Consider the following 16,404-nt stretch of genomic DNA (forward strand, 5'->3'; position numbering starts at 1 on the left):
TCCCCCTCCGGTACGGCTCAGACCTCGAGCTCGGCCTCGATGCGCTTGAGCTGGTGGCGGGCCATGCCGAGGTTGGCGCGGTTCTTGCTGAGCGCCAGGTACATGAACAGCGCCTCGCCCTGACGGCGCGGCTGGAGCAGCCGGATCAGGTGGTACTGGGTGTCCAGCGTGATGAGGATGTCCTCGATGCCGTCCGGCAGGCCGAGCATCTCCAGCGTGCGCAGCTTCGCGCGGACCACGTCCGTGTTGCCGGCCGCGGCGATCGTCACGTCCATGCCCGGGCCGCCACCCATCACGCCCAGCGTCAGACCGCTGGTGTAGTCGACGAGCGCGACAGCGATGGCACCGTCGATGGACATCGCGTCCTTGAGCGCGGCATCGATGTTTGCCACTGTTCCTCCGGTTGTTGCGGCGATCCGACTCGCCGTGCGGCGAATACGGAAGGTGGTGGGATCATGAGCGACCGGTGAAGCTTTGCATGGATCCAGTCTGAATCGAAAACGCGATCCGAGTTCTGCCTGACCAGGCAAGGCGAAGATCGCCCGAACGACTCGGAGCGGAACGGAACGGATGGTTGCGCTACGCACTCCGAGTTGGTAGCGACTACGAGAAGTAGCCTCCTTTGACACTCTCAGTCAGCCCCAGCTCAACGTTGATTTAACACCACGAACGGGCCGACTGAGCGGTTGATCAGACAGATCGGAAGAACCGGAATCGGTCATCCGACAGCGAACCCGACAATGGTCACGGAATGGGCGGAAGCCCGTATATCTCGCGCGCATTCCCGGACAGCACCGCGTCCCGATCCACCGGCGGGATCAGCGCGCGGACCATGCCGTACCACTGCCGATAGTCGGAGGCGAGGGTCAACACCGGCCAGTCGCTGCCGAACAGGCAGCGCCCCGGCCCGAACAGCTCCAGCGCGGTCTCCAGGTACGGGCGCACCTGATCGGGCGTCCAGGTGTCGTACGCCGCCTCGGTGACCAGCCCGGAGAGCTTGCAGCGCACGTGCGGCAGCCCGGCCAGCCCGGCCAGCGCGTCCCGCCACGCCCGGCGGCCCTCGCCGGTGGCGACCGGCGGCTTGCCCAGGTGGTCCAGCACGATCGTGGTGCCGGGGCACGCGCGCGCCAGCGTGAGCAGCTCGCCGAGCTGGTGGTGCCGGACGCACGCGTCGAACGTCAGGCCGGCCTCGCCGAGCGCGCGCACGCCGTACCGGAAATGACCCGTCGCGGCGAACCCGGGCCCCTCGTCCTGGATGTTGCGGCGCACGCCGACCACGAACGGGTCGGTGGCGTACTCGTCGATCAGCCCGTCCGCACCGGGCCCGATCTCCAGCGGCGCGTAGGCGACCATGCCCAGGATGCGCGGGTACGCCTCCGCGGCGGCGCGCACCCACTCCACCTCGGCCCGCGCCTGCCCGGGCGCGCAGTCGGCCTGCACCATCACCAGCCCGGGCAGCTCACCCAGTTCGGCCGCGAGGTCGGCCGGCCGGTACGCGCGGTCCAGCGCGGTCCCCGCCAGCCAGGGATAGCGCAGCGTCTCCGGATTCCAGAAGTGCACATGCGCATCGACGTACATGCCTACCGATTGTGCGGTCGCACTCCGTCCAGCGCCATGGCCAGTACCCGGTCACGCTGCGCGTCGTCGGTGTACGCGCCGGCCGTGATGCCGCTGACCATGCGCAGCACGTCGTCGAAGCTGGTGTCCGGGCGCACCGCGCCGGCCTCCTGCGCGCGGGCGAACAGCGGGCGGCCCGCCGCGTACATGTCCGCGCGGCAGCTCAGGAACATGGCCGACTCCGTGTTCAGCGCCTCCTTGATCGCGCGCTTGGTCGCGGCGAACCCGACGAACCGGCGCAGCCACGTCTCCAGCGCGTCCCACGGCGGCAGCTCGCCGACCTCGTCCGCCACGTCGCAGAGCTGCTCGATCTCGCCGACGTACACGGCCTCGAACAGGTCCTGGCGGGCCGGGAAGTTGCGATACAGCGTGCCGATGCCGACGCCGGCCCGGCGCGCGATCTCCTCCAGCGACGCCTCGGTCCCCTTCTCCGCGAAGACCTCGCGCGCCGCGGCCAGCAGCGCGTCGTAGTTGCGCCGGGCGTCGGCCCGCTGCGGTCGCCGCAGGACGGCAGTCCGCTCCATCACGTCACTCTCCCACGGTTGAACCGGAGGCAACCCTCCGTTATGGTGGAGGGGTGCCTCCACTTTAACAGGCACCACTCCTCTTCCCCTTGAAGGGCCGCCGCCCCATGGCATCCACCAGCACCACCCGCGTGTTCGCGATCCTCGCGTCCGCCGCGGGCACCGTCTCACTCATGCAGTCGCTGATCACGCCGGTCCTGCCGACCATCCAGCGCGACCTGCACACCGACGCCGGCACCGCCACCTGGGTCTTCACCTCCTGGCTGCTCGCCGCCGCGGTCGCCACCCCGATGCTCGGCCGGGTCGGCGACATGATCGGCAAGCGCCGCGTCCTGGTCGCCGCCCTGATCGTGCTCGCGGTCGGCTGCCTGGTCGCGGCGCTCGCCCCCACCATCACCGTGCTCATCGCCGGCCGGGTGCTCCAGGGCCTCGGCGGCGCGGTCTTCCCGCTGGCGTTCGGCATCATCCGAGACGAGTTCCCGCCCGCGCGCGTCGCGTCCGCGGTCGGCGGCATGTCCGCGGTCATCGCGGCCGGCGGCGGCGTCGGCATCGTGCTGGCCGGCCCGGTCGTCGGCGCGCTCGACTGGCGCTGGCTGTTCTGGCTGCCACTGGTCGCCGCGCTCACGGTCGCCGCGTTCGCGCTCCGCGTCGTGCCGGAATCCCCCGTCCGCACCCCCGGCAGGATCAACTGGATCGCCGCCGCGCTGATGTCCTCGTGGCTGATCGCGCTGCTGCTGCCGCTCTCCAAGGCGAACGCCTGGGGCTGGGACTCGCCGCGGGTCATCGGGCTGTTCATCGCCGCCGCCGTGCTGCTCGCCACCTGGATCGTCTTCGAGTACCGGTCCGTGAACCCGCTGATCGACATGCGGATGATGCGCCGGCCGGCCGTCTGGACCACCAATCTGGTCGCGCTGCTGTTCGGCGCCGGCATGTTCGGCTGCTACGCGTTCCTGCCGCAGCTCATCCAGACCCCGGCCGCGGCCGGTTACGGCTTCGGCGCCAGCCTCACCACCACCGGCCTGCTCATGCTGCCGATGCTGGTCGCGATGGCCGCGGCCGGCTCGCTCAGCGGCCCGCTCAGCACGCGCCTGTCCGGCAAGGCCCAGCTCGTCATCGGCGCCGCCCTGGTCGCGCTGGCCTGCGCCACCATCGCGGTCGCGCACGACGCCCCGTGGCAGGTCGCCACCGCGGGCGCGGTCTTCGGCCTCGGCCTCGGCGTCTCGTTCGCCGCGATGATCAACCTGATCGTGCACGCGGTCCCGGCGTCGCAGACCGGCACCGCCAGCGGCATGAACACCAACATCCGCACGATCGGCGCGTCCATCGGCACCGCCGTCGTCTCGTCCATCGTCACCGGCCACCTGCAGCCGAACGGCCTGCCCTACGAGTCCGGCTACACCAACGCGTTCTGGCTGATGGCGGCGCTCGCCGCGACCGCCATCGCGCTGTCCCTGCTGGTCCCGGTGGTCCGCCCGCACCGCGAGCCCCGGCTCACCACCGACACCCCGGCACCGGCGCTCGCCGACGCGTGACCACCCAATCCGTCCGGCGCGGGTCTCCCGGCTCGCGCCGGACGCTTCAGCCGATTCTCCCGCTCCCGGCGCGGCCCGTCCCGCATGCTCCCGCGGGCAAACCTCGCGGCGGCTCCGCCGCCGCATCGGAGCCGGTTCCCCGGTGGTCGCCGAGCCCCGCGATCACCGTCGCCGGTCACCACACCGTCGCGCCGCGTCGTCCAGCCCGGCGATCTTCGGGCTGGTCACACAGATTTGCCGGCCCGAGGACGACCTCCGCAGCGTGACTCCCCGTAATTGCCGAGAACACCCCGCGCACACGGTTAGAGCCCATACCTGAGAGTAGTTTCCAAGCAAGATCACGATCGGGTGACGAGTTCGTGAAGACCAGGACGTTAGCAGGCCGCCACAACCGGCTCTGAGCTGCGGGTTCACCCATCGTGGTCCGCTGTGGACGATTGCGCGCCGCGCTTACGCTGCGCAGCATGTTCAACGGGGACACCTCTGTCAGCCGGCGCCGCATGATGCTCGGCGTGCTCAGCTTCGCGGCGGCCGGCGTGCTGGCCACCGCCTGCGCGGCCACGTCCACCGAGCCGTCGGCGAGCGGTTCGGGGTCGCCCGCCCCGCAGCCGGTGGCGACCGGCGACCCCCTGCCGTTCGGGCCGGAGGGCTTCGGCCACCTCACCGTGGGGATGAAGGAGGAGGACGCGCTCGCCACCGGCGACCTGCAGGCCGCGCCGATCTCCACGGTGCTGAACCGGAACGTGTACTCGTTCGTCGGCGGCCCGGAGCCGGATCCGAGCCGGATGGCCGCGGACGAGGAGCTGGAGGACGCGGTCGCCAAGGCGGACGACCCGGCCGCCGAGTCGGCGAAGGACTCGGCCGACGCGGCGAAGCTCTACGCGGACTCCACCAAGCGGACGCTGGAGCGCATGGTCGCGTTCCTGGAGGCCGGCGGCGCGTCGTTCCGCCACGGCTACCTGGACACGATCGCGGCGCCGAAGGACGCGGCCACGGCGGAGGGCATCAAGCGCGGCTCGTCCCGCGCCGAGCTGGAGACCGCGTACGAGAACCGCGGCCTCGCCAAGGGCTCCGACGGCAACTACAAGATGCCGGCCGGCCGCGAGTGGCAACTGATCTTCGAGATGGACGGCAACAAGGTCAAGTACATGTCGCTGGCCCGCAAGTACTGACACGCCCGCCGGCGGGCGGTACTTGTGCTCGCACCGCCCGCCGCGTTTAGCTATCTACCGATCTCTATTCACGAGTGTCGGGTGGTGGTGGGCGTGCGGTTGTTGCGGGTGGGGCCGGCCGGTGCGGAGCGGCCGGCGATGCTGGACGACGAGGGCCGGTTACGCGATCTCTCCGGCGTGATCCCCGACGTCGGCCCGGCTTTCCTGTCCGCCGGCGGCCTCGGTGAGCTCCCTCCCGGCCTGCCGGTGCTCGACCCGGAGGGCCTGCGGATCGGCCCGCCGGTCGGCGGCATCGGCAAGATCGTGTGCATCGGGCTGAACTACCACGATCACGCCGCGGAGACCGGCGCGCCGACGCCGTCCGAGCCGGTGGTGTTCATGAAGGCGCCGGACACGGTCGTCGGGCCGTACGACGACGTGCTGATCCCGCGCGGCAGCGAGAAGACCGACTGGGAGGTCGAGCTGGCCGTGGTGATCGGCCGGACCGCCGCCTACCTCGACGACGCCGCGCAGGCCCGGGACCACATCGCGGGTTACGCGATCGCGCACGACGTCTCCGAGCGCGCGTTCCAGCTGGAGCACGGCGGCCAGTGGGACAAGGGCAAGAACTGCGCCACGTTCAACCCGCTCGGCCCGTGGCTGGTCACCGCGGACGAGGTCCCCGACCCGCAGCGCCTCGGCCTGCGCCTGCGCGTCAACGGCGAGGCCCGGCAGACCGGGAGCACCAAGGACATGGTCTTCGGCGTGTACGAGATCGTCCGCTACCTGTCCCGGTTCATGACGCTGCACCCGGGCGATGTGATCAACACGGGTACGCCGGCCGGCGTCGCGCTCGGGCAGCCGGATCCGAAGCCCTATCTGCGTCCCGGCGACGTGGTGGAGCTGGAGATCGACGCGCTCGGCACCCAGCGCCAGACCTTCCGGGCGGCCTGACATGGACGAGTTCTCGGGGCTGTCCGCGCTGGTCACCGGCGGCGCGTCGGGCATCGGGCTGGCCACCGCGCGCTGGCTGGCCGCGCGCGGCGCGCACGTCGCCGTGCTGGACCGCGCGCCGGAGGGGCTGCCGGAGTCGCTGGCCGGGTTCACCGCGGACGTGACGGACGACGCGGCGGTCCGCGCGGCGGTGGACGCGGCGGCGGACCGGCTGGGCGGGCTGGACATCCTGATCAACAACGCGGGCGTGGGCGCGGTCGGCACGGTCGAGGACAACGACGACGCGGAGTGGGCGCGCGTGTTCGACGTGAACGTGACCGGCATCGTCCGGGTCACCCGCGCCGCGCTCCCGCACCTGCGCGAGTCGGCCAGCGCCGCGATCGTGAACACCTGCTCGATCGCCGGGCACGTGGGCCTGCCGCAGCGCGCGCTCTACAGCGCCACCAAGGGCGCGGTGCAGGCGCTGACGCTGGCGATGGCCGCGGATCACGTACGCGAGGGCATCCGCGTCAACTGCGTCAATCCCGGCACGGCGGACACGCCGTGGGTGCGGCGCCTGATGGCCGCCTCCGACGACCCGGACGCCACGCTGGCGGCGCTGGAGGCGCGGCAGCCGACCGGGCGGCTGGTCACGGCGGACGAGGTGGCGGCCGCGATCGCGTACCTGGCGAGTCCGCACGCGAGCGCCACCACGGGCGCGGTGCTGGCGGTGGACGGGGGTGTGCACGGTCTTCGGCTGCCGCCGCGTTGATGCGGTTTGCTGCACTGACAGTCGTGGATCCGATACACATCCCTCCCTCGGTGATCACGTACGGGTTCGCCCGGGTGACCGCGTCGGCCATGGCGGTCTTCGGACTGCTGTGGCTGGTCACCGACGAGCGCATGCGGCCGGCGCTGGATCGCGTGCTCGGCGCCGGCCCGGATGTGGCCGGCGGGCTGCTCCAGGTGTGGCCGCTGTTCGCCTGGGCGGTCGCGGCCGCGCTCGTCGCCGCCCTGGCGGCGGGCCCGGCCGAGCACCCGCCGGGCACGGTGCTCCGCCGCGGCATGTGGTTGAGCCTGAACGCGGGCTTCTTCGAGGAGGTGCTGTTCCGCTGGCTGTTCTTCGTCAGCGCGGTGCCCATCCTGACCGCGCTCAACTGGATCACCGCCGGGCTGATCCGCCGGCTCTACGAGACGCTGCTGATCCCGCTGGCGAACGTCGCCACGCTCGGCCTGATGGAGGCGCACCTGACCGCGGCGCCGTCCTGGGTGCTGGCCGCCGCGCTGCTGACCGTCAACGGCCGGTTCCGTAACCTGCACGCCTACCTGGGCGTGTTCGGGTGGATCAACTCCTGGTACATCGGCATGGTCATGTTCTATCTGACCTTCGGGTACGGCCTGGTCACCGCCATGATCGCGCATGCCGTGTACGACGCGGTCATCATCCTCGGCGCCACCGTCGCGGCCTGGCGCCGGCATCCGCACCTGACCCACCCGTACCCCCGATATTAGGTTTTGAGAGAAACGAGGGATTTTTGGCTTTCGCCCGCCCTACCTACCCCGGTGATGGTGTTCTAGGGCAATGATCCGCAGATGGGCGGCGAGCGTCGCGCTCGCGGTGGCACTGACCGGGTGTGGCGGCGACACGGCCGAGGTGGGCGCGCCGGACCGGGGCATGATCGGCATCGCCATGCCGACGAAGGAGTCGCAGCGCTGGATCGGCGACGGCGAGAACATGGTCGCGCAGTTCTCGCTGCTCGGGTACCGCACGTCGTTGCAGTACGCGGACGACGACAACGCGCTTCAGGTGTCCCAGATCCAGCAGATGCTCGACGACGGCGCCAAGGCGCTGGTGATCGGCGCGATCGACGGGACCAAGCTCAAGGACGTGCTCGCCGCGGCCGCGGCGGCGCAGGTGCCGGTGATCTCCTACGACCGGCTGATCCGCGGCACGAACGACATCGACTACTACGCCACCTTCGACAACTTCAAGGTCGGTGTTCTGCAGGCGGACTACATCGTCGACGCGCTGCGGCTGGCGCGCGGCGGCGGGCCGTACAACATCGAGCTGTTCGCGGGGTCGGCCGACGACAACAACGCCACGTTCTTCTTCAACGGCGCGATGAGCGTGCTCCAGCCGTACATCAACGACGGCACGCTCGACGTGGTCAGCGGTGAGACGAGCTTCGAGGCCGTGGCCACCCAGCGGTGGGACGGCAAGGTCGCGAAGGAGCGGATGGCGCGGCTGCTCGGCTCCACCTACACCGGCGGCCGGCGGGTCGACGCGGTGCTCTCGCCGTACGACGGCATCTCCCGCGGCATCATCGAGGCGCTGCGCGAGAGCGGGTACGCCGAGAACGCGCTGCCGGTGCTGACCGGCCAGGACGCGGAGCTGGACTCGGTCAAGCTGATCGCGGCCGGGCAACAGGGCCAGACCGTCTACAAGGACACGCGCGAACTCGCGAAGGTCGCGGTGCAGATGGTCAACTCGCTGGTCGGCGACGCCGGCGAGCCGGTCGTGAACGACACCACGCAGTACAACAACGGCGTCAAGGACGTGCGCACGTTCCTGCTCCAGCCGGTGAGCGTGACCAAGGCGAACTACCAGCGAGTGCTGGTCGAGGGCGGCTACTACACCGCCGCCGAGATCTCGGGATGACTGTGGGGTCCGTGTGAGCAGATTCTTCGACCTCTCCGTACGCACCAAGCTGGCGCTGCTCGTCGCCGCGTCACTGATCGCGCTCGCCACCTGCATGACGGTCACCATCATCAGTGACCGGCAGGCCGACGAGGCCAGCGACCGCCTGGAGAACGTCAACGCGGCCAGCGCCCTGGTGCTGCGCCTGGACCAGCTGGCCAGCGAGCTGAAGGTCAACGGCCTCCAGTCGGTCGTCCGCGCCCGGCCGGCCGAGCAGACCGACCTGCTGTCCGCGACCGTCGCCGAGACCGAGGAGCTGCTGCGGCAGCTCGACGGCATCGCGCTGCCGGCCGGGCTGAAGTCCGCAGTCGACCGGATCAAGAGCGTGTACACCGACTACACCCAGGTCATCACGCGCTTCGTGGCCAGCGCGGTCGCGGAGCAGGCGCAGGCGCGGCTGTCCTGGGAGCAGACCGACGTCGACAACTACCTGACCAGCGCGGTGCTGGACAACGAGCGGCAACTGTTCGCCGCCACCATCCAGCAGGCGGACGCGGACCGGGCCGCGGCCAGCAACCGCGCGCTGACCATCATGTGGATCACCGTGGTGCTCGCGGCCGTGGTGCTCGCCGCGTTCGCGTACCTGGTGGTCCAGTCCGTGGTGCCGCCGCTGTCCCGGGTCCGCGCCGCGCTCTCCGCGATGGCCGCCGGCGACCTGACCGTGCCGGCGAACGTGCGCTCCCGCGACGAGGTCGGCCAGATGGCGCAGGCCCTCGAGGAGGCGCAGAAGGACATCCGTACCGTGGTCGCCGCGGTCACCGAGGCCGCGCACTCGGTCGCCGCGTCCGCCGACCGGATCTCCACCACCTCGACCACCATGTCCCAATCCGCCTCGGACGCGTCCGACCAGGCACACGGCGTCGCCGAGGCCGCCGCGCGCGTGTCCAGCAACGTGGACGCGGTCGCGAACGGCACCCAGGAGATGGGCACCGCCATCCGCGAGATCGCGCACAACGCCACCGAGGCCGCGCGCTTCGCCGGCCAGGCCGTCCAGGTCGCGGAGACCACCACCGCGCAGGTCGGCAAGCTCGGCGAGTCCTCCGAGCAGATCGCCAACGTGGTCAAGGTGATCACCGCGATCGCGGGACAGACGAACCTGCTGGCGCTGAACGCCACCATCGAGGCCGCCCGGGCCGGCGAGTCCGGCAAGGGCTTCGCCGTGGTCGCCGGCGAGGTCAAGGAACTGGCCCAGGAGACCGCGCGCGCCACCGAGGACATCGCCCGCCAGGTCGAGGCGATCCAGAACGACACCGCGGGCGCCGTCTCCGCGATCGAGGAGATCAGCCACGTGATCGCGCAGATCAGCTCGTTCCAGACCACGATCGCGGGCGCGGTCGAGGAGCAGACCGCCACCACCACGGAGATGAACCGCAGCATCGCGGCGGCGGCCGAGGGCGCGGCCGGCATCGCGGCCAACATCTCCGGCCTGGCCACCGCCACCGAGGTGACCACGTCCGGCGTCGGCGAGTCGCAGTCCGCGGTCACCGACCTCGGCACCATGGCGCACCGGCTGGAGAACCTGGTCTCCCACTTCCGGTACTGATCCTGGACGGCGCCGGCGCGGCGGCGGGCGCAGGCCGCCATGGGTGGCCCGCCCACCGCACGGTCACGTCGTGGTTTACTGCCGGTCATGATCGGCGACGTGCGGCTGCGTACCCGTCTGGCGGAGGCGTGGGGACTGACCGGGGCGACGGTCGAGGTGCACAACGGCGGTATCAACTCCGCCACCTGGTTCGTCGCCGATCGCGGTGAGCGCTGGGTGGCGAAGGCGGTCGCACCGGGCGCACGGCGGTCGTTCGCCGGCGGGCTGACGGTCGCGACCGCGCTCGACGCCGCCGGGATACCGGCCGGCGCGCCGGTCCCGGCCCGCGACGGGGACCTGGTCGTCGACGTCGACGGGATTCCGCTGGCGCTGCTCACCTGGGTCGACGGCGAGGAGGCGGACGACCGGCGGCTGATCGGCACGACGCTCGGGCGGGTGCACCGGACGCTGCGGGACGTGCCGATGCCCGACGCCGAACGGTTCCACTGGGTCGACCCGCGCGCCGACCACCTGGGCCTCCGCCCGTGGGTGCGGCCGGCCGTGTCCGCCGCCGTCGAGGCCTACGACCGGCTCGGCCCGGAGACGTTGACGTGGGGGCTGCTGCACACCGACCCGAACCCGGACGCGTTCCGGGTGGACCGCGCCCGGGGCGTCTGCGGCGTGATCGACTGGAGCGTCGCCATGACCGGCCCGCTGCTGTACGACCTGGCGTCGGCCGTCATGTACGCGGGCGGCCCCGAGCACGCCCGGGACCTGATCGAGTCCTACCATGCGGAGCGCGTCGTGCCGCGGGCCGAGGTCGACCGGGCCCTGGGGACCATGCTGCGGTTCCGGTGGGCGGTGCAGGCCGACTACTTCGCCCGCCGGATCGCCGGCGACGATCTGACCGGCGGCGCGGACAACGAGCGCGGCCTCGCGGACGCCGGAGCCTGGTTCAGCGCGTTCGGCCGGTGATCGGCGGCAGCGGCAGCGGCAGGCCGGGCAGCCCGTCGATGCTGGTCGCGACGTGGTCCTTCGCGGCGAAGTACGCGCTGAGCGACTCGTCGTCCTCCCGTGCGAAGCGGCGGGCGTGCAGGTCCCGGTCGGCGTCGTAGGTCATGAACGGCACCGCGTAGCCGCAGGTGTCCCGGATCAGCGTCGCGCGGACCAGGATGATCGCCCGCAGGCCGTGCCGGGTGTCGTCGATGGCCGGGAAGCGCGCGTGCAGCGCCGGCCAGCGGGGATCGTCCCGGAACACCGGCTCACCCCGGCCGTGCACCCGCACGATGTTCGGCGGCCCGTCGAACGCGCACCACATGAGCGTGATCCGCCCGTTCTCCCGCAGGTGCGCGACGGTCTCCGCGTTCGACCCGGCGAAGTCCAGGTAGGCGACCGTGTGCGGGTCGATCACGGCCCACGACCCGCGTAACCCCTTCGGCGACAGGTTGATGGTGCCGTCCCCGGCCAGCGGCGCGGTCGCGGCGAAGAACATCGGCTGCGCCTCGATGAACTCCCACAGCCGCGGCGTGATCTCCTCGTACGTCTTCCCCATGCCCCGCAGCCTCGCGCATCGCCCGCACCCCGGACCAGCACCCGCGACGCCGACGTCCGCAAGGATTCCGCCAACCGGCCGACCGGGTAGCACCGTGGGGGTACGGCGGAATGAGCACTGCGGGGTGACGTGGGTGGGGTGAGGGCGGGCCTAGCGTGCGCGGCATGGCGGACGGCGTGCTGGTGCGAAGCATCGAGGCGGCGACGCCGCCCGGGCGGGACCGGGCGGTGGACGGGCTGCGGGCGGTGGCGATCCTCGGGGTGGTGCTGGGGCACTGGCTGGTGACCGCGATGGTGGTGACCGGCGACGGCGTGGGCCTGGCGAGCCCGCTGGCGCACCTCGGCGGGCTGGTCGCGGTCTCCTGGCTCCTGCAGACGCTGGCCGTGTTCTTCCTGGTCGGCGGCCGGGTCGCGGCGCTCGGGCACCGGGGGCGCGATGTGCCGTACCGGGCGTGGCTCGCCGGGCGGCTGGCCCGGCTGCTCCGGCCGGTGCCGGTGCTGCTGGCGGTGTGGGCGGCCGGCACGGTCGGGCTGGTGCTGGCCGGTGCCGGGGAGACGACCGTGCGCACCGTGCTGACGCTGGTGCTGTCGCCGCTGTGGTTCCTGCTGGTCTTCGCGGGCCTGACCGCGCTGACGCCGCTGGCCGTGCGCCTGCACCCGGCCTGGCCGCTGCTGACCGTGCTGGTGGTGGACGTGATCCGGTTCGGGTTCGACGGGCCCGCAGCGCTCGGCTGGATCAACCTGGCGGCGGGCTGGCTGGTCCCGTTCACGCTCGGCGCACGCTTTCCCTCCCGGCGGTACGGCTGGGTGCTGCTCGTCGGCGGTGCGGCCGCCACGGTGGCGCTGGTGCGCTGGGCCGGCTACCCGGCGTCGATGGTCGGCGTGCCCGGCGAGCTGTCCAATCTGAACCCGCCCACCCTGGCCGCGGTCACGTTCGGCCTGGCCCAGTGCGGTGCGGCGCTGCTGCTGCACGGTCCGCTCGACCGTCTGCTGCGGCGCTCGGCGCGCGCCTGGGCCGCAGTGGCGCTGCTTAACCTGTCCGCGATGACCGTGTTCCTCTGGCACCAGACCGCGATGATCGCGGTCACCGGCCTCGTACTGCTGACCGCCGGGCCGCTGCCCGGCCTGCACACCGCGCCGGAGACGCCGGCCTGGGCGGCGGCCCGACTGATGTGGCTGCCGCTGTTCGCGGCGGCGCTGGGCGTCTGCTGGGCGCTGTTCCGCCGGGCCGAGTCCCGGCCAGGTGCGCTGACCGGGACGAAAGGGCGGCCGGCGGCTATCCGGCGGCGGCCATGGAGTCCAGTGCCATGGCGGACTCCAGCGAGACCACCCGCGCGTTCTGGAGGGCCGTGACCTGCCAGCGTTCGTTCTGCCAGACGACGGCGAACAGCTGCATCACGTAGCGGGTGGGCAGCGGTGCGGACTCGCCGGGCAACAGGATGCCGGCGCGGTGGTGCACCACGCCGGCGCCGGGCGCGATGATCCGGGCGAAGCGCACCTCGCCGCGTACCAACTGGGAGCCCTTCATCACGGTGTCGAAGATGGGCTGCTGGGCCGCGATCAGGGTCTCGCGTCCCTTGATGACCGTGCCTTCGAACTCGACGAGTTCGGCGTCATCCGCGAAGTCGGCGTAGAAGCCGGCGGCGTCGCCCCGGCCCCAGGCCTCGCACATGCGGGCCGGGATGGCGTTCATCGCCTCGACGGATTGGTCCATGACATTCACCTCTCTGTGTGTGCGTCACCATCCTCACCGCGCTCCGCGCCGTGCGCCTTGACCATCCGTGCCCGGTTGCTGGACGTCAGCGCCGCGGCGTTGTAGCCGTAGGTGGACTTGAACAGCCGGCTGAAGTGCGCCGCGTCGGCGAACCCCCAGCGAAGGGCGACGGCGGCCACGGTACGGCCGGAGCCGGCCAACTCCGCGTGACAGCGGTCCAGGCGGCGCGTGCGGATCAGTGCGGCCACGGTCAGCGGCTCGTCCTCGAACAGCCGGTGCAGGCGGCGCACCGACATGTGGTGGGCGGCCGCCACCTTCGCGGGGCTGAGGTCCCGGTCGCCCAGCCGTGCCTCGATGTAACCGGCGATCCGCGCGCGCACGTCGTCGTCCGGTGCCGGGCGGTCGTCGCCGAGCTGGGCGGACAACGCCACCGAGATCAGCTCGATCACCGCGGCCGCCGAGCGCGCCTCGTCCTCCGCGCGGAACCCGCCGGCCAGCGTCCGCGTCATGTCCCGGGCCAGCGCGGACACCAGCGCGCCCGGGCCGCGATCACCGCGGATGCGCACGCCGGCCACCCGGGCCGCGTCCCCGGGCGCGAGCCGCAGCGCCCGGCGCGGCACCATCAGCGTCACGCTGCGGGTGGCGGTGCTGGCGAACCGGACGGGCCGCGCCGGATCGATCAGCACCAGGTCGGCCGGCCCCAGTACGGCGTCGCCGCCACCCTGCTCCACCCGTACGTGGCCGCGCGTCAGCACGTCGATCTGCCACATCCCGCCGTCCTCGCCCCGGACGGACCGCGCGTCCCGGAAACACTCCCCCTCCGGCGTGACCAGCTCGGTCAGCCGCATCGGGCCCAGGTCGCGGGTGGCGAGTGCGGCGCGGAACCCGTCACCGCCGGTGTGCCGGCCGGCTCGCAGCGGCGGCAGTCGGTTCGCGTCCAGCGCGTCCAGGAAGGCGTCACCGTCGGTCAGCGGGGTCACGCTCCGACCCTAACGAATTCCGGGATGATCGTCGGATGCCGATCTCCTTCGCGCGCCGGGCGGGCGTGCTCGTCGCGATCGCCCTGTCCGCGTTCATCTTCAACTGCACGGAGAGTCTCCCGATCGGCCTGTTGCAGCCGATGGCCGAGGATCTCGGGGTGTCGCTGCCCGCGGTCGGGCTGCTGGTGACCGGGTACGGCGTGGCCGTGGCCGTGGTGTCGCTGCCGCTCGCGCACTGGACCCGGGCCTGGCCCCGGCGCTGGGTGCTGGCCGGCGTGCTCGGCACGGTGGCCGTGGCGAGCCTGGTGTCGGTGACCGTGGTCGCGTACCCGGTGCTGTTCGGCGCGCGGATCGCGATCGCGGTGGCGCAGGCGCTGTTCTGGGCCGTGATGACCACGACCGCGGCCGGGCTGTTCCCCGCGTCCGCGCGCGGCCGGGTGATGGGCGTGCTGTCCACGTTCGCGACGCTGGCCATCGTGCTCGGCGTGCCGGCCGGGACCTGGCTCGGGCAGCGAACCGGCTGGCGGGTGCCGTTCGCGGTGGCCGGGATCGCGGCGCTGGCCGCGGCCGTGCTGATCGTGGCGCTGCTGCCGACCTCCCGCCCGGAGGACAGCCACGCCGCGTACGGGTCCACGCCGGACCGCCGGCGGTTCGCGGTCGCGCTGGCCACCACCACGCTCAGCGTGACCGCCCTGTTCACCGGTTACACGTACGTGACGGAGTACCTGACCGGCGCGGCCGGCTTCGCGCGCGAGCTGGTCGGTGCGCTGCTGTTCGTCTACGGCGCGGCCGGCCTGGCCGGGGTCGCGCTGGCCGGGCAGCTGCTCGACCGATGGCCGCGGGCCGTGCTGCTCGCCGCGCTGGGCGGGCAGGCGGTCGCGTCGGCGCTGCTCTACGCGTACCCGCGCGAGGGTTTCCTGGTGGTCGGCGGGCTGGCGCTGCTGGGCGCGGCCGGCCCGCCGGTCTTCATGGCCACGCAGGCGCGCATGCTGCAGTTCGCGCCGGGCCGCACGGAGATCGGCTTCGCGGCGAACTCGGGCGCGTTCAACGTCGGCATCGCGTGCGGCGCGCTGCTCGGCGGCGTGCTGCTGTCCGGCGCGGGCGTGCGGGTCGCGTTCCTGGCCGGCGCCGCGGTGGCGCTGGCGGCGCTCGTGCTGGTGCTCGCGGAGCCGCGCCCGCGCGTCCCCGGCCGGCTGTCCACCGGCACGGCCGGCTAGAGCAGGTCAGTCCAGGTCGGACATCCTCTGCTCCAGCACCAGTTCCAGGCAGCGCAGGCGGGCCGGGGAGAAGTCGTAGGGCATCTTGCCGGCGGCTTCGAGCACGCTCATTCCCCGCCGGCCGGGGACGGGGCAGGCCTCGTCGGTGGGTGGGTACAGGACGTCCCAGGCGTCGAAGAGGGCATCTTCCTCCTTGTCCAGGCCGGACTCCACGAAGGCGGCGTGCAGGGTGCGCTCGAAGGCGTTTCGCTCGGCGGCCACCTGCGCCACCCGTGGATCATCGACCGGGACGCTGTCGTCCAGCGCCTCCTCGGCGGCATCGATGCGGTCGGACTCCTCCCGCAGCGTGGGATGCGTGGCCAGGACGATGAAGCGGCCGGCCTGGACGGCCGCGCCGAGCGGGCCGAGGATTCGCTCGGTGACCAGCAGGGCGTCCAGGTCCGCCTGGCGCAGGGAGCCTTCGGGCAGGTTCCTGAGGCGCTGGGTGACGAAGTCGGAGAGCAGGCCCATCCGGCTGCCTACGGTGCGCATCCGCTGCACGGCGGTCCGTTGCCGCCGCAGTTCCGCCTCCTGGTCGGCGAGTGTCTCCTCCAACCGCTCCAGGATGCCCGCGATGCCGTCCTCGCCGTCCGTGCCGGCGGAGGCCGTGCCGGTGGTGAAGGCGTCGCGGATGTCGTCCAGGGCGATCCCGGCGTCGGCCATCTTGCGGATCCACAGCAGACGGATCATGTCCTCGTACCCGTAGCGGCGGCGGCCGTCACCGCCCCGCTCGGGCTCCGGAAGCAGGCCGATCTCGTGGTAGTGGCGGATCGCCCGTGGCGTGCTGCCGACGAAGGCCGCCGCGTCACCGATCTTGACATAGCGGGGTGACGTGAAAGACGCGTACATGAGCGGGGACCTTCCCTCCGGCGATCGGGACGTAGGTCCACTTGACCATATGCCGCTACGGAAGGTGCAACCCCGTA

At 72.2% G+C, this 16,404-nt stretch carries 17 protein-coding genes; 10 read left to right on the top strand and 7 right to left on the bottom strand.

Annotated elements, in window-relative coordinates:
* Window positions 1-17 precede the first annotated feature (17 nt).
* The 3 genes from J2S41_RS15040 to J2S41_RS15050 form a co-directional block, all read right to left on the bottom strand.
* Window positions 18-392, bottom strand: coding sequence for a roadblock/LC7 domain-containing protein (locus J2S41_RS15040; RefSeq protein ID WP_310368208.1), 375 nt, complete (start codon window positions 390-392; stop codon window positions 18-20).
* Window positions 393-744: 352 nt separating this feature from the next.
* A complete protein-coding gene (locus J2S41_RS15045; RefSeq protein ID WP_310368211.1) occupies window positions 745-1,578 on the bottom strand; it encodes an amidohydrolase family protein in 834 nt (277 codons plus the stop codon).
* A gap of 2 nt (window positions 1,579-1,580) precedes the next feature.
* Complete coding sequence (locus J2S41_RS15050) at window positions 1,581-2,141, bottom strand: TetR/AcrR family transcriptional regulator (protein ID WP_310368212.1); 561 nt, start codon at window positions 2,139-2,141, stop codon at window positions 1,581-1,583.
* A gap of 107 nt (window positions 2,142-2,248) precedes the next feature.
* On the opposite strand from J2S41_RS15050, the gene J2S41_RS15055 reads away from it, so the two are divergent.
* From J2S41_RS15055 to J2S41_RS15090, 8 genes are all read left to right on the top strand, one after another.
* The gene (locus J2S41_RS15055) at window positions 2,249-3,673 is read left to right on the top strand and encodes an MFS transporter (protein ID WP_310368214.1); all 1,425 of its coding nucleotides are present in this window, start codon (window positions 2,249-2,251) and stop codon (window positions 3,671-3,673) included.
* A 464-nt stretch (window positions 3,674-4,137) separates the two neighbouring features.
* Window positions 4,138-4,845, top strand: coding sequence for a hypothetical protein (locus tag J2S41_RS15060; RefSeq protein ID WP_310368215.1), 708 nt, complete (start codon window positions 4,138-4,140; stop codon window positions 4,843-4,845).
* Window positions 4,846-4,938: 93 nt separating this feature from the next.
* Window positions 4,939-5,778, top strand: a complete 840-nt coding sequence (locus J2S41_RS15065; RefSeq protein ID WP_310368218.1) for a fumarylacetoacetate hydrolase family protein — start codon at window positions 4,939-4,941, stop codon at window positions 5,776-5,778.
* A gap of 1 nt (window position 5,779) precedes the next feature.
* A complete protein-coding gene (locus tag J2S41_RS15070; RefSeq protein ID WP_310368220.1) occupies window positions 5,780-6,529 on the top strand; it encodes an SDR family NAD(P)-dependent oxidoreductase in 750 nt (249 codons plus the stop codon).
* A gap of 23 nt (window positions 6,530-6,552) precedes the next feature.
* The gene (locus J2S41_RS15075) at window positions 6,553-7,269 is read left to right on the top strand and encodes a hypothetical protein (RefSeq protein ID WP_310368222.1); all 717 of its coding nucleotides are present in this window, start codon (window positions 6,553-6,555) and stop codon (window positions 7,267-7,269) included.
* A 70-nt stretch (window positions 7,270-7,339) separates the two neighbouring features.
* A complete protein-coding gene (gene chvE / locus J2S41_RS15080; protein ID WP_310368224.1) occupies window positions 7,340-8,416 on the top strand; it encodes a multiple monosaccharide ABC transporter substrate-binding protein in 1,077 nt (358 codons plus the stop codon).
* A 13-nt stretch (window positions 8,417-8,429) separates the two neighbouring features.
* A complete protein-coding gene (locus tag J2S41_RS15085) occupies window positions 8,430-9,998 on the top strand; it encodes a methyl-accepting chemotaxis protein (protein ID WP_310368226.1) in 1,569 nt (522 codons plus the stop codon).
* 87 nt (window positions 9,999-10,085) lie between these two features.
* Window positions 10,086-10,952 carry a phosphotransferase enzyme family protein gene (locus J2S41_RS15090; protein WP_310368227.1) on the top strand — a complete coding sequence of 289 codons (867 nt, stop codon included), beginning with the start codon at window positions 10,086-10,088 and terminating at the stop codon, window positions 10,950-10,952.
* On the opposite strand, the gene J2S41_RS15095 is transcribed toward J2S41_RS15090, so the two are convergent.
* The gene (locus tag J2S41_RS15095; RefSeq protein WP_310368230.1) at window positions 10,933-11,529 is read right to left on the bottom strand and encodes a pyridoxamine 5'-phosphate oxidase family protein; all 597 of its coding nucleotides are present in this window, start codon (window positions 11,527-11,529) and stop codon (window positions 10,933-10,935) included. The genes J2S41_RS15090 and J2S41_RS15095 overlap by 20 nt on opposite strands.
* Before the next feature lie 164 nt (window positions 11,530-11,693).
* On the opposite strand from J2S41_RS15095, the gene J2S41_RS15100 reads away from it, so the two are divergent.
* The gene (locus J2S41_RS15100; RefSeq protein WP_310368232.1) at window positions 11,694-12,881 is read left to right on the top strand and encodes an acyltransferase family protein; all 1,188 of its coding nucleotides are present in this window, start codon (window positions 11,694-11,696) and stop codon (window positions 12,879-12,881) included.
* Here J2S41_RS15100 and J2S41_RS15105 read toward each other — a convergent pair.
* Window positions 12,805-13,242 (bottom strand): SgcJ/EcaC family oxidoreductase, encoded by a 438-nt coding sequence (locus tag J2S41_RS15105; RefSeq protein WP_310368234.1) that lies wholly within the window; start codon window positions 13,240-13,242, stop codon window positions 12,805-12,807. The two genes, J2S41_RS15100 and J2S41_RS15105, sit on opposite strands and share 77 nt — an antisense overlap.
* Before the next feature lie 5 nt (window positions 13,243-13,247).
* Complete coding sequence (locus tag J2S41_RS15110; RefSeq protein WP_310368236.1) at window positions 13,248-14,222, bottom strand: AraC-like ligand-binding domain-containing protein; 975 nt, start codon at window positions 14,220-14,222, stop codon at window positions 13,248-13,250.
* A 35-nt stretch (window positions 14,223-14,257) separates the two neighbouring features.
* On the opposite strand from J2S41_RS15110, the gene J2S41_RS15115 reads away from it, so the two are divergent.
* Complete coding sequence (locus J2S41_RS15115; RefSeq protein WP_310368238.1) at window positions 14,258-15,439, top strand: MFS transporter; 1,182 nt, start codon at window positions 14,258-14,260, stop codon at window positions 15,437-15,439.
* A gap of 6 nt (window positions 15,440-15,445) precedes the next feature.
* On the opposite strand, the gene J2S41_RS15120 is transcribed toward J2S41_RS15115, so the two are convergent.
* Entirely contained in the window at window positions 15,446-16,327 is an 882-nt protein-coding gene (locus J2S41_RS15120) for a MerR family transcriptional regulator (protein WP_310368239.1), read from the bottom strand.
* Between the last annotated feature and the right edge of the window lie 77 nt (window positions 16,328-16,404).

Origin of the sequence: Catenuloplanes atrovinosus, assembly GCF_031458235.1 — a bacterium.
GTDB lineage: Bacteria > Actinomycetota > Actinomycetes > Mycobacteriales > Micromonosporaceae > Catenuloplanes > Catenuloplanes atrovinosus.

Excerpts from the sequence above, each read along its gene's own strand:
- J2S41_RS15045 (WP_310368211.1), bottom strand. The coding sequence starts at position 1,578 with ATGTACGTCGATGCGCATGTGCACTTCTGGAATCCGGAGACGCTGCGC.
- J2S41_RS15050 (WP_310368212.1), bottom strand. The coding sequence starts at position 2,141 with ATGGAGCGGACTGCCGTCCTGCGGCGACCGCAGCGGGCCGACGCCCGG.
- J2S41_RS15055 (WP_310368214.1), top strand. The coding sequence starts at position 2,249 with ATGGCATCCACCAGCACCACCCGCGTGTTCGCGATCCTCGCGTCCGCC.
- J2S41_RS15060 (WP_310368215.1), top strand. The coding sequence starts at position 4,138 with ATGTTCAACGGGGACACCTCTGTCAGCCGGCGCCGCATGATGCTCGGC.
- J2S41_RS15070 (WP_310368220.1), top strand. The coding sequence starts at position 5,780 with ATGGACGAGTTCTCGGGGCTGTCCGCGCTGGTCACCGGCGGCGCGTCG.
- chvE (WP_310368224.1), top strand. The coding sequence starts at position 7,340 with ATGATCCGCAGATGGGCGGCGAGCGTCGCGCTCGCGGTGGCACTGACC.
- J2S41_RS15090 (WP_310368227.1), top strand. The coding sequence starts at position 10,086 with ATGATCGGCGACGTGCGGCTGCGTACCCGTCTGGCGGAGGCGTGGGGA.
- J2S41_RS15095 (WP_310368230.1), bottom strand. The coding sequence starts at position 11,529 with ATGGGGAAGACGTACGAGGAGATCACGCCGCGGCTGTGGGAGTTCATC.
- J2S41_RS15100 (WP_310368232.1), top strand. The coding sequence starts at position 11,694 with ATGGCGGACGGCGTGCTGGTGCGAAGCATCGAGGCGGCGACGCCGCCC.
- J2S41_RS15105 (WP_310368234.1), bottom strand. The coding sequence starts at position 13,242 with ATGGACCAATCCGTCGAGGCGATGAACGCCATCCCGGCCCGCATGTGC.
- J2S41_RS15115 (WP_310368238.1), top strand. The coding sequence starts at position 14,258 with ATGCCGATCTCCTTCGCGCGCCGGGCGGGCGTGCTCGTCGCGATCGCC.
- J2S41_RS15120 (WP_310368239.1), bottom strand. The coding sequence starts at position 16,327 with ATGTACGCGTCTTTCACGTCACCCCGCTATGTCAAGATCGGTGACGCG.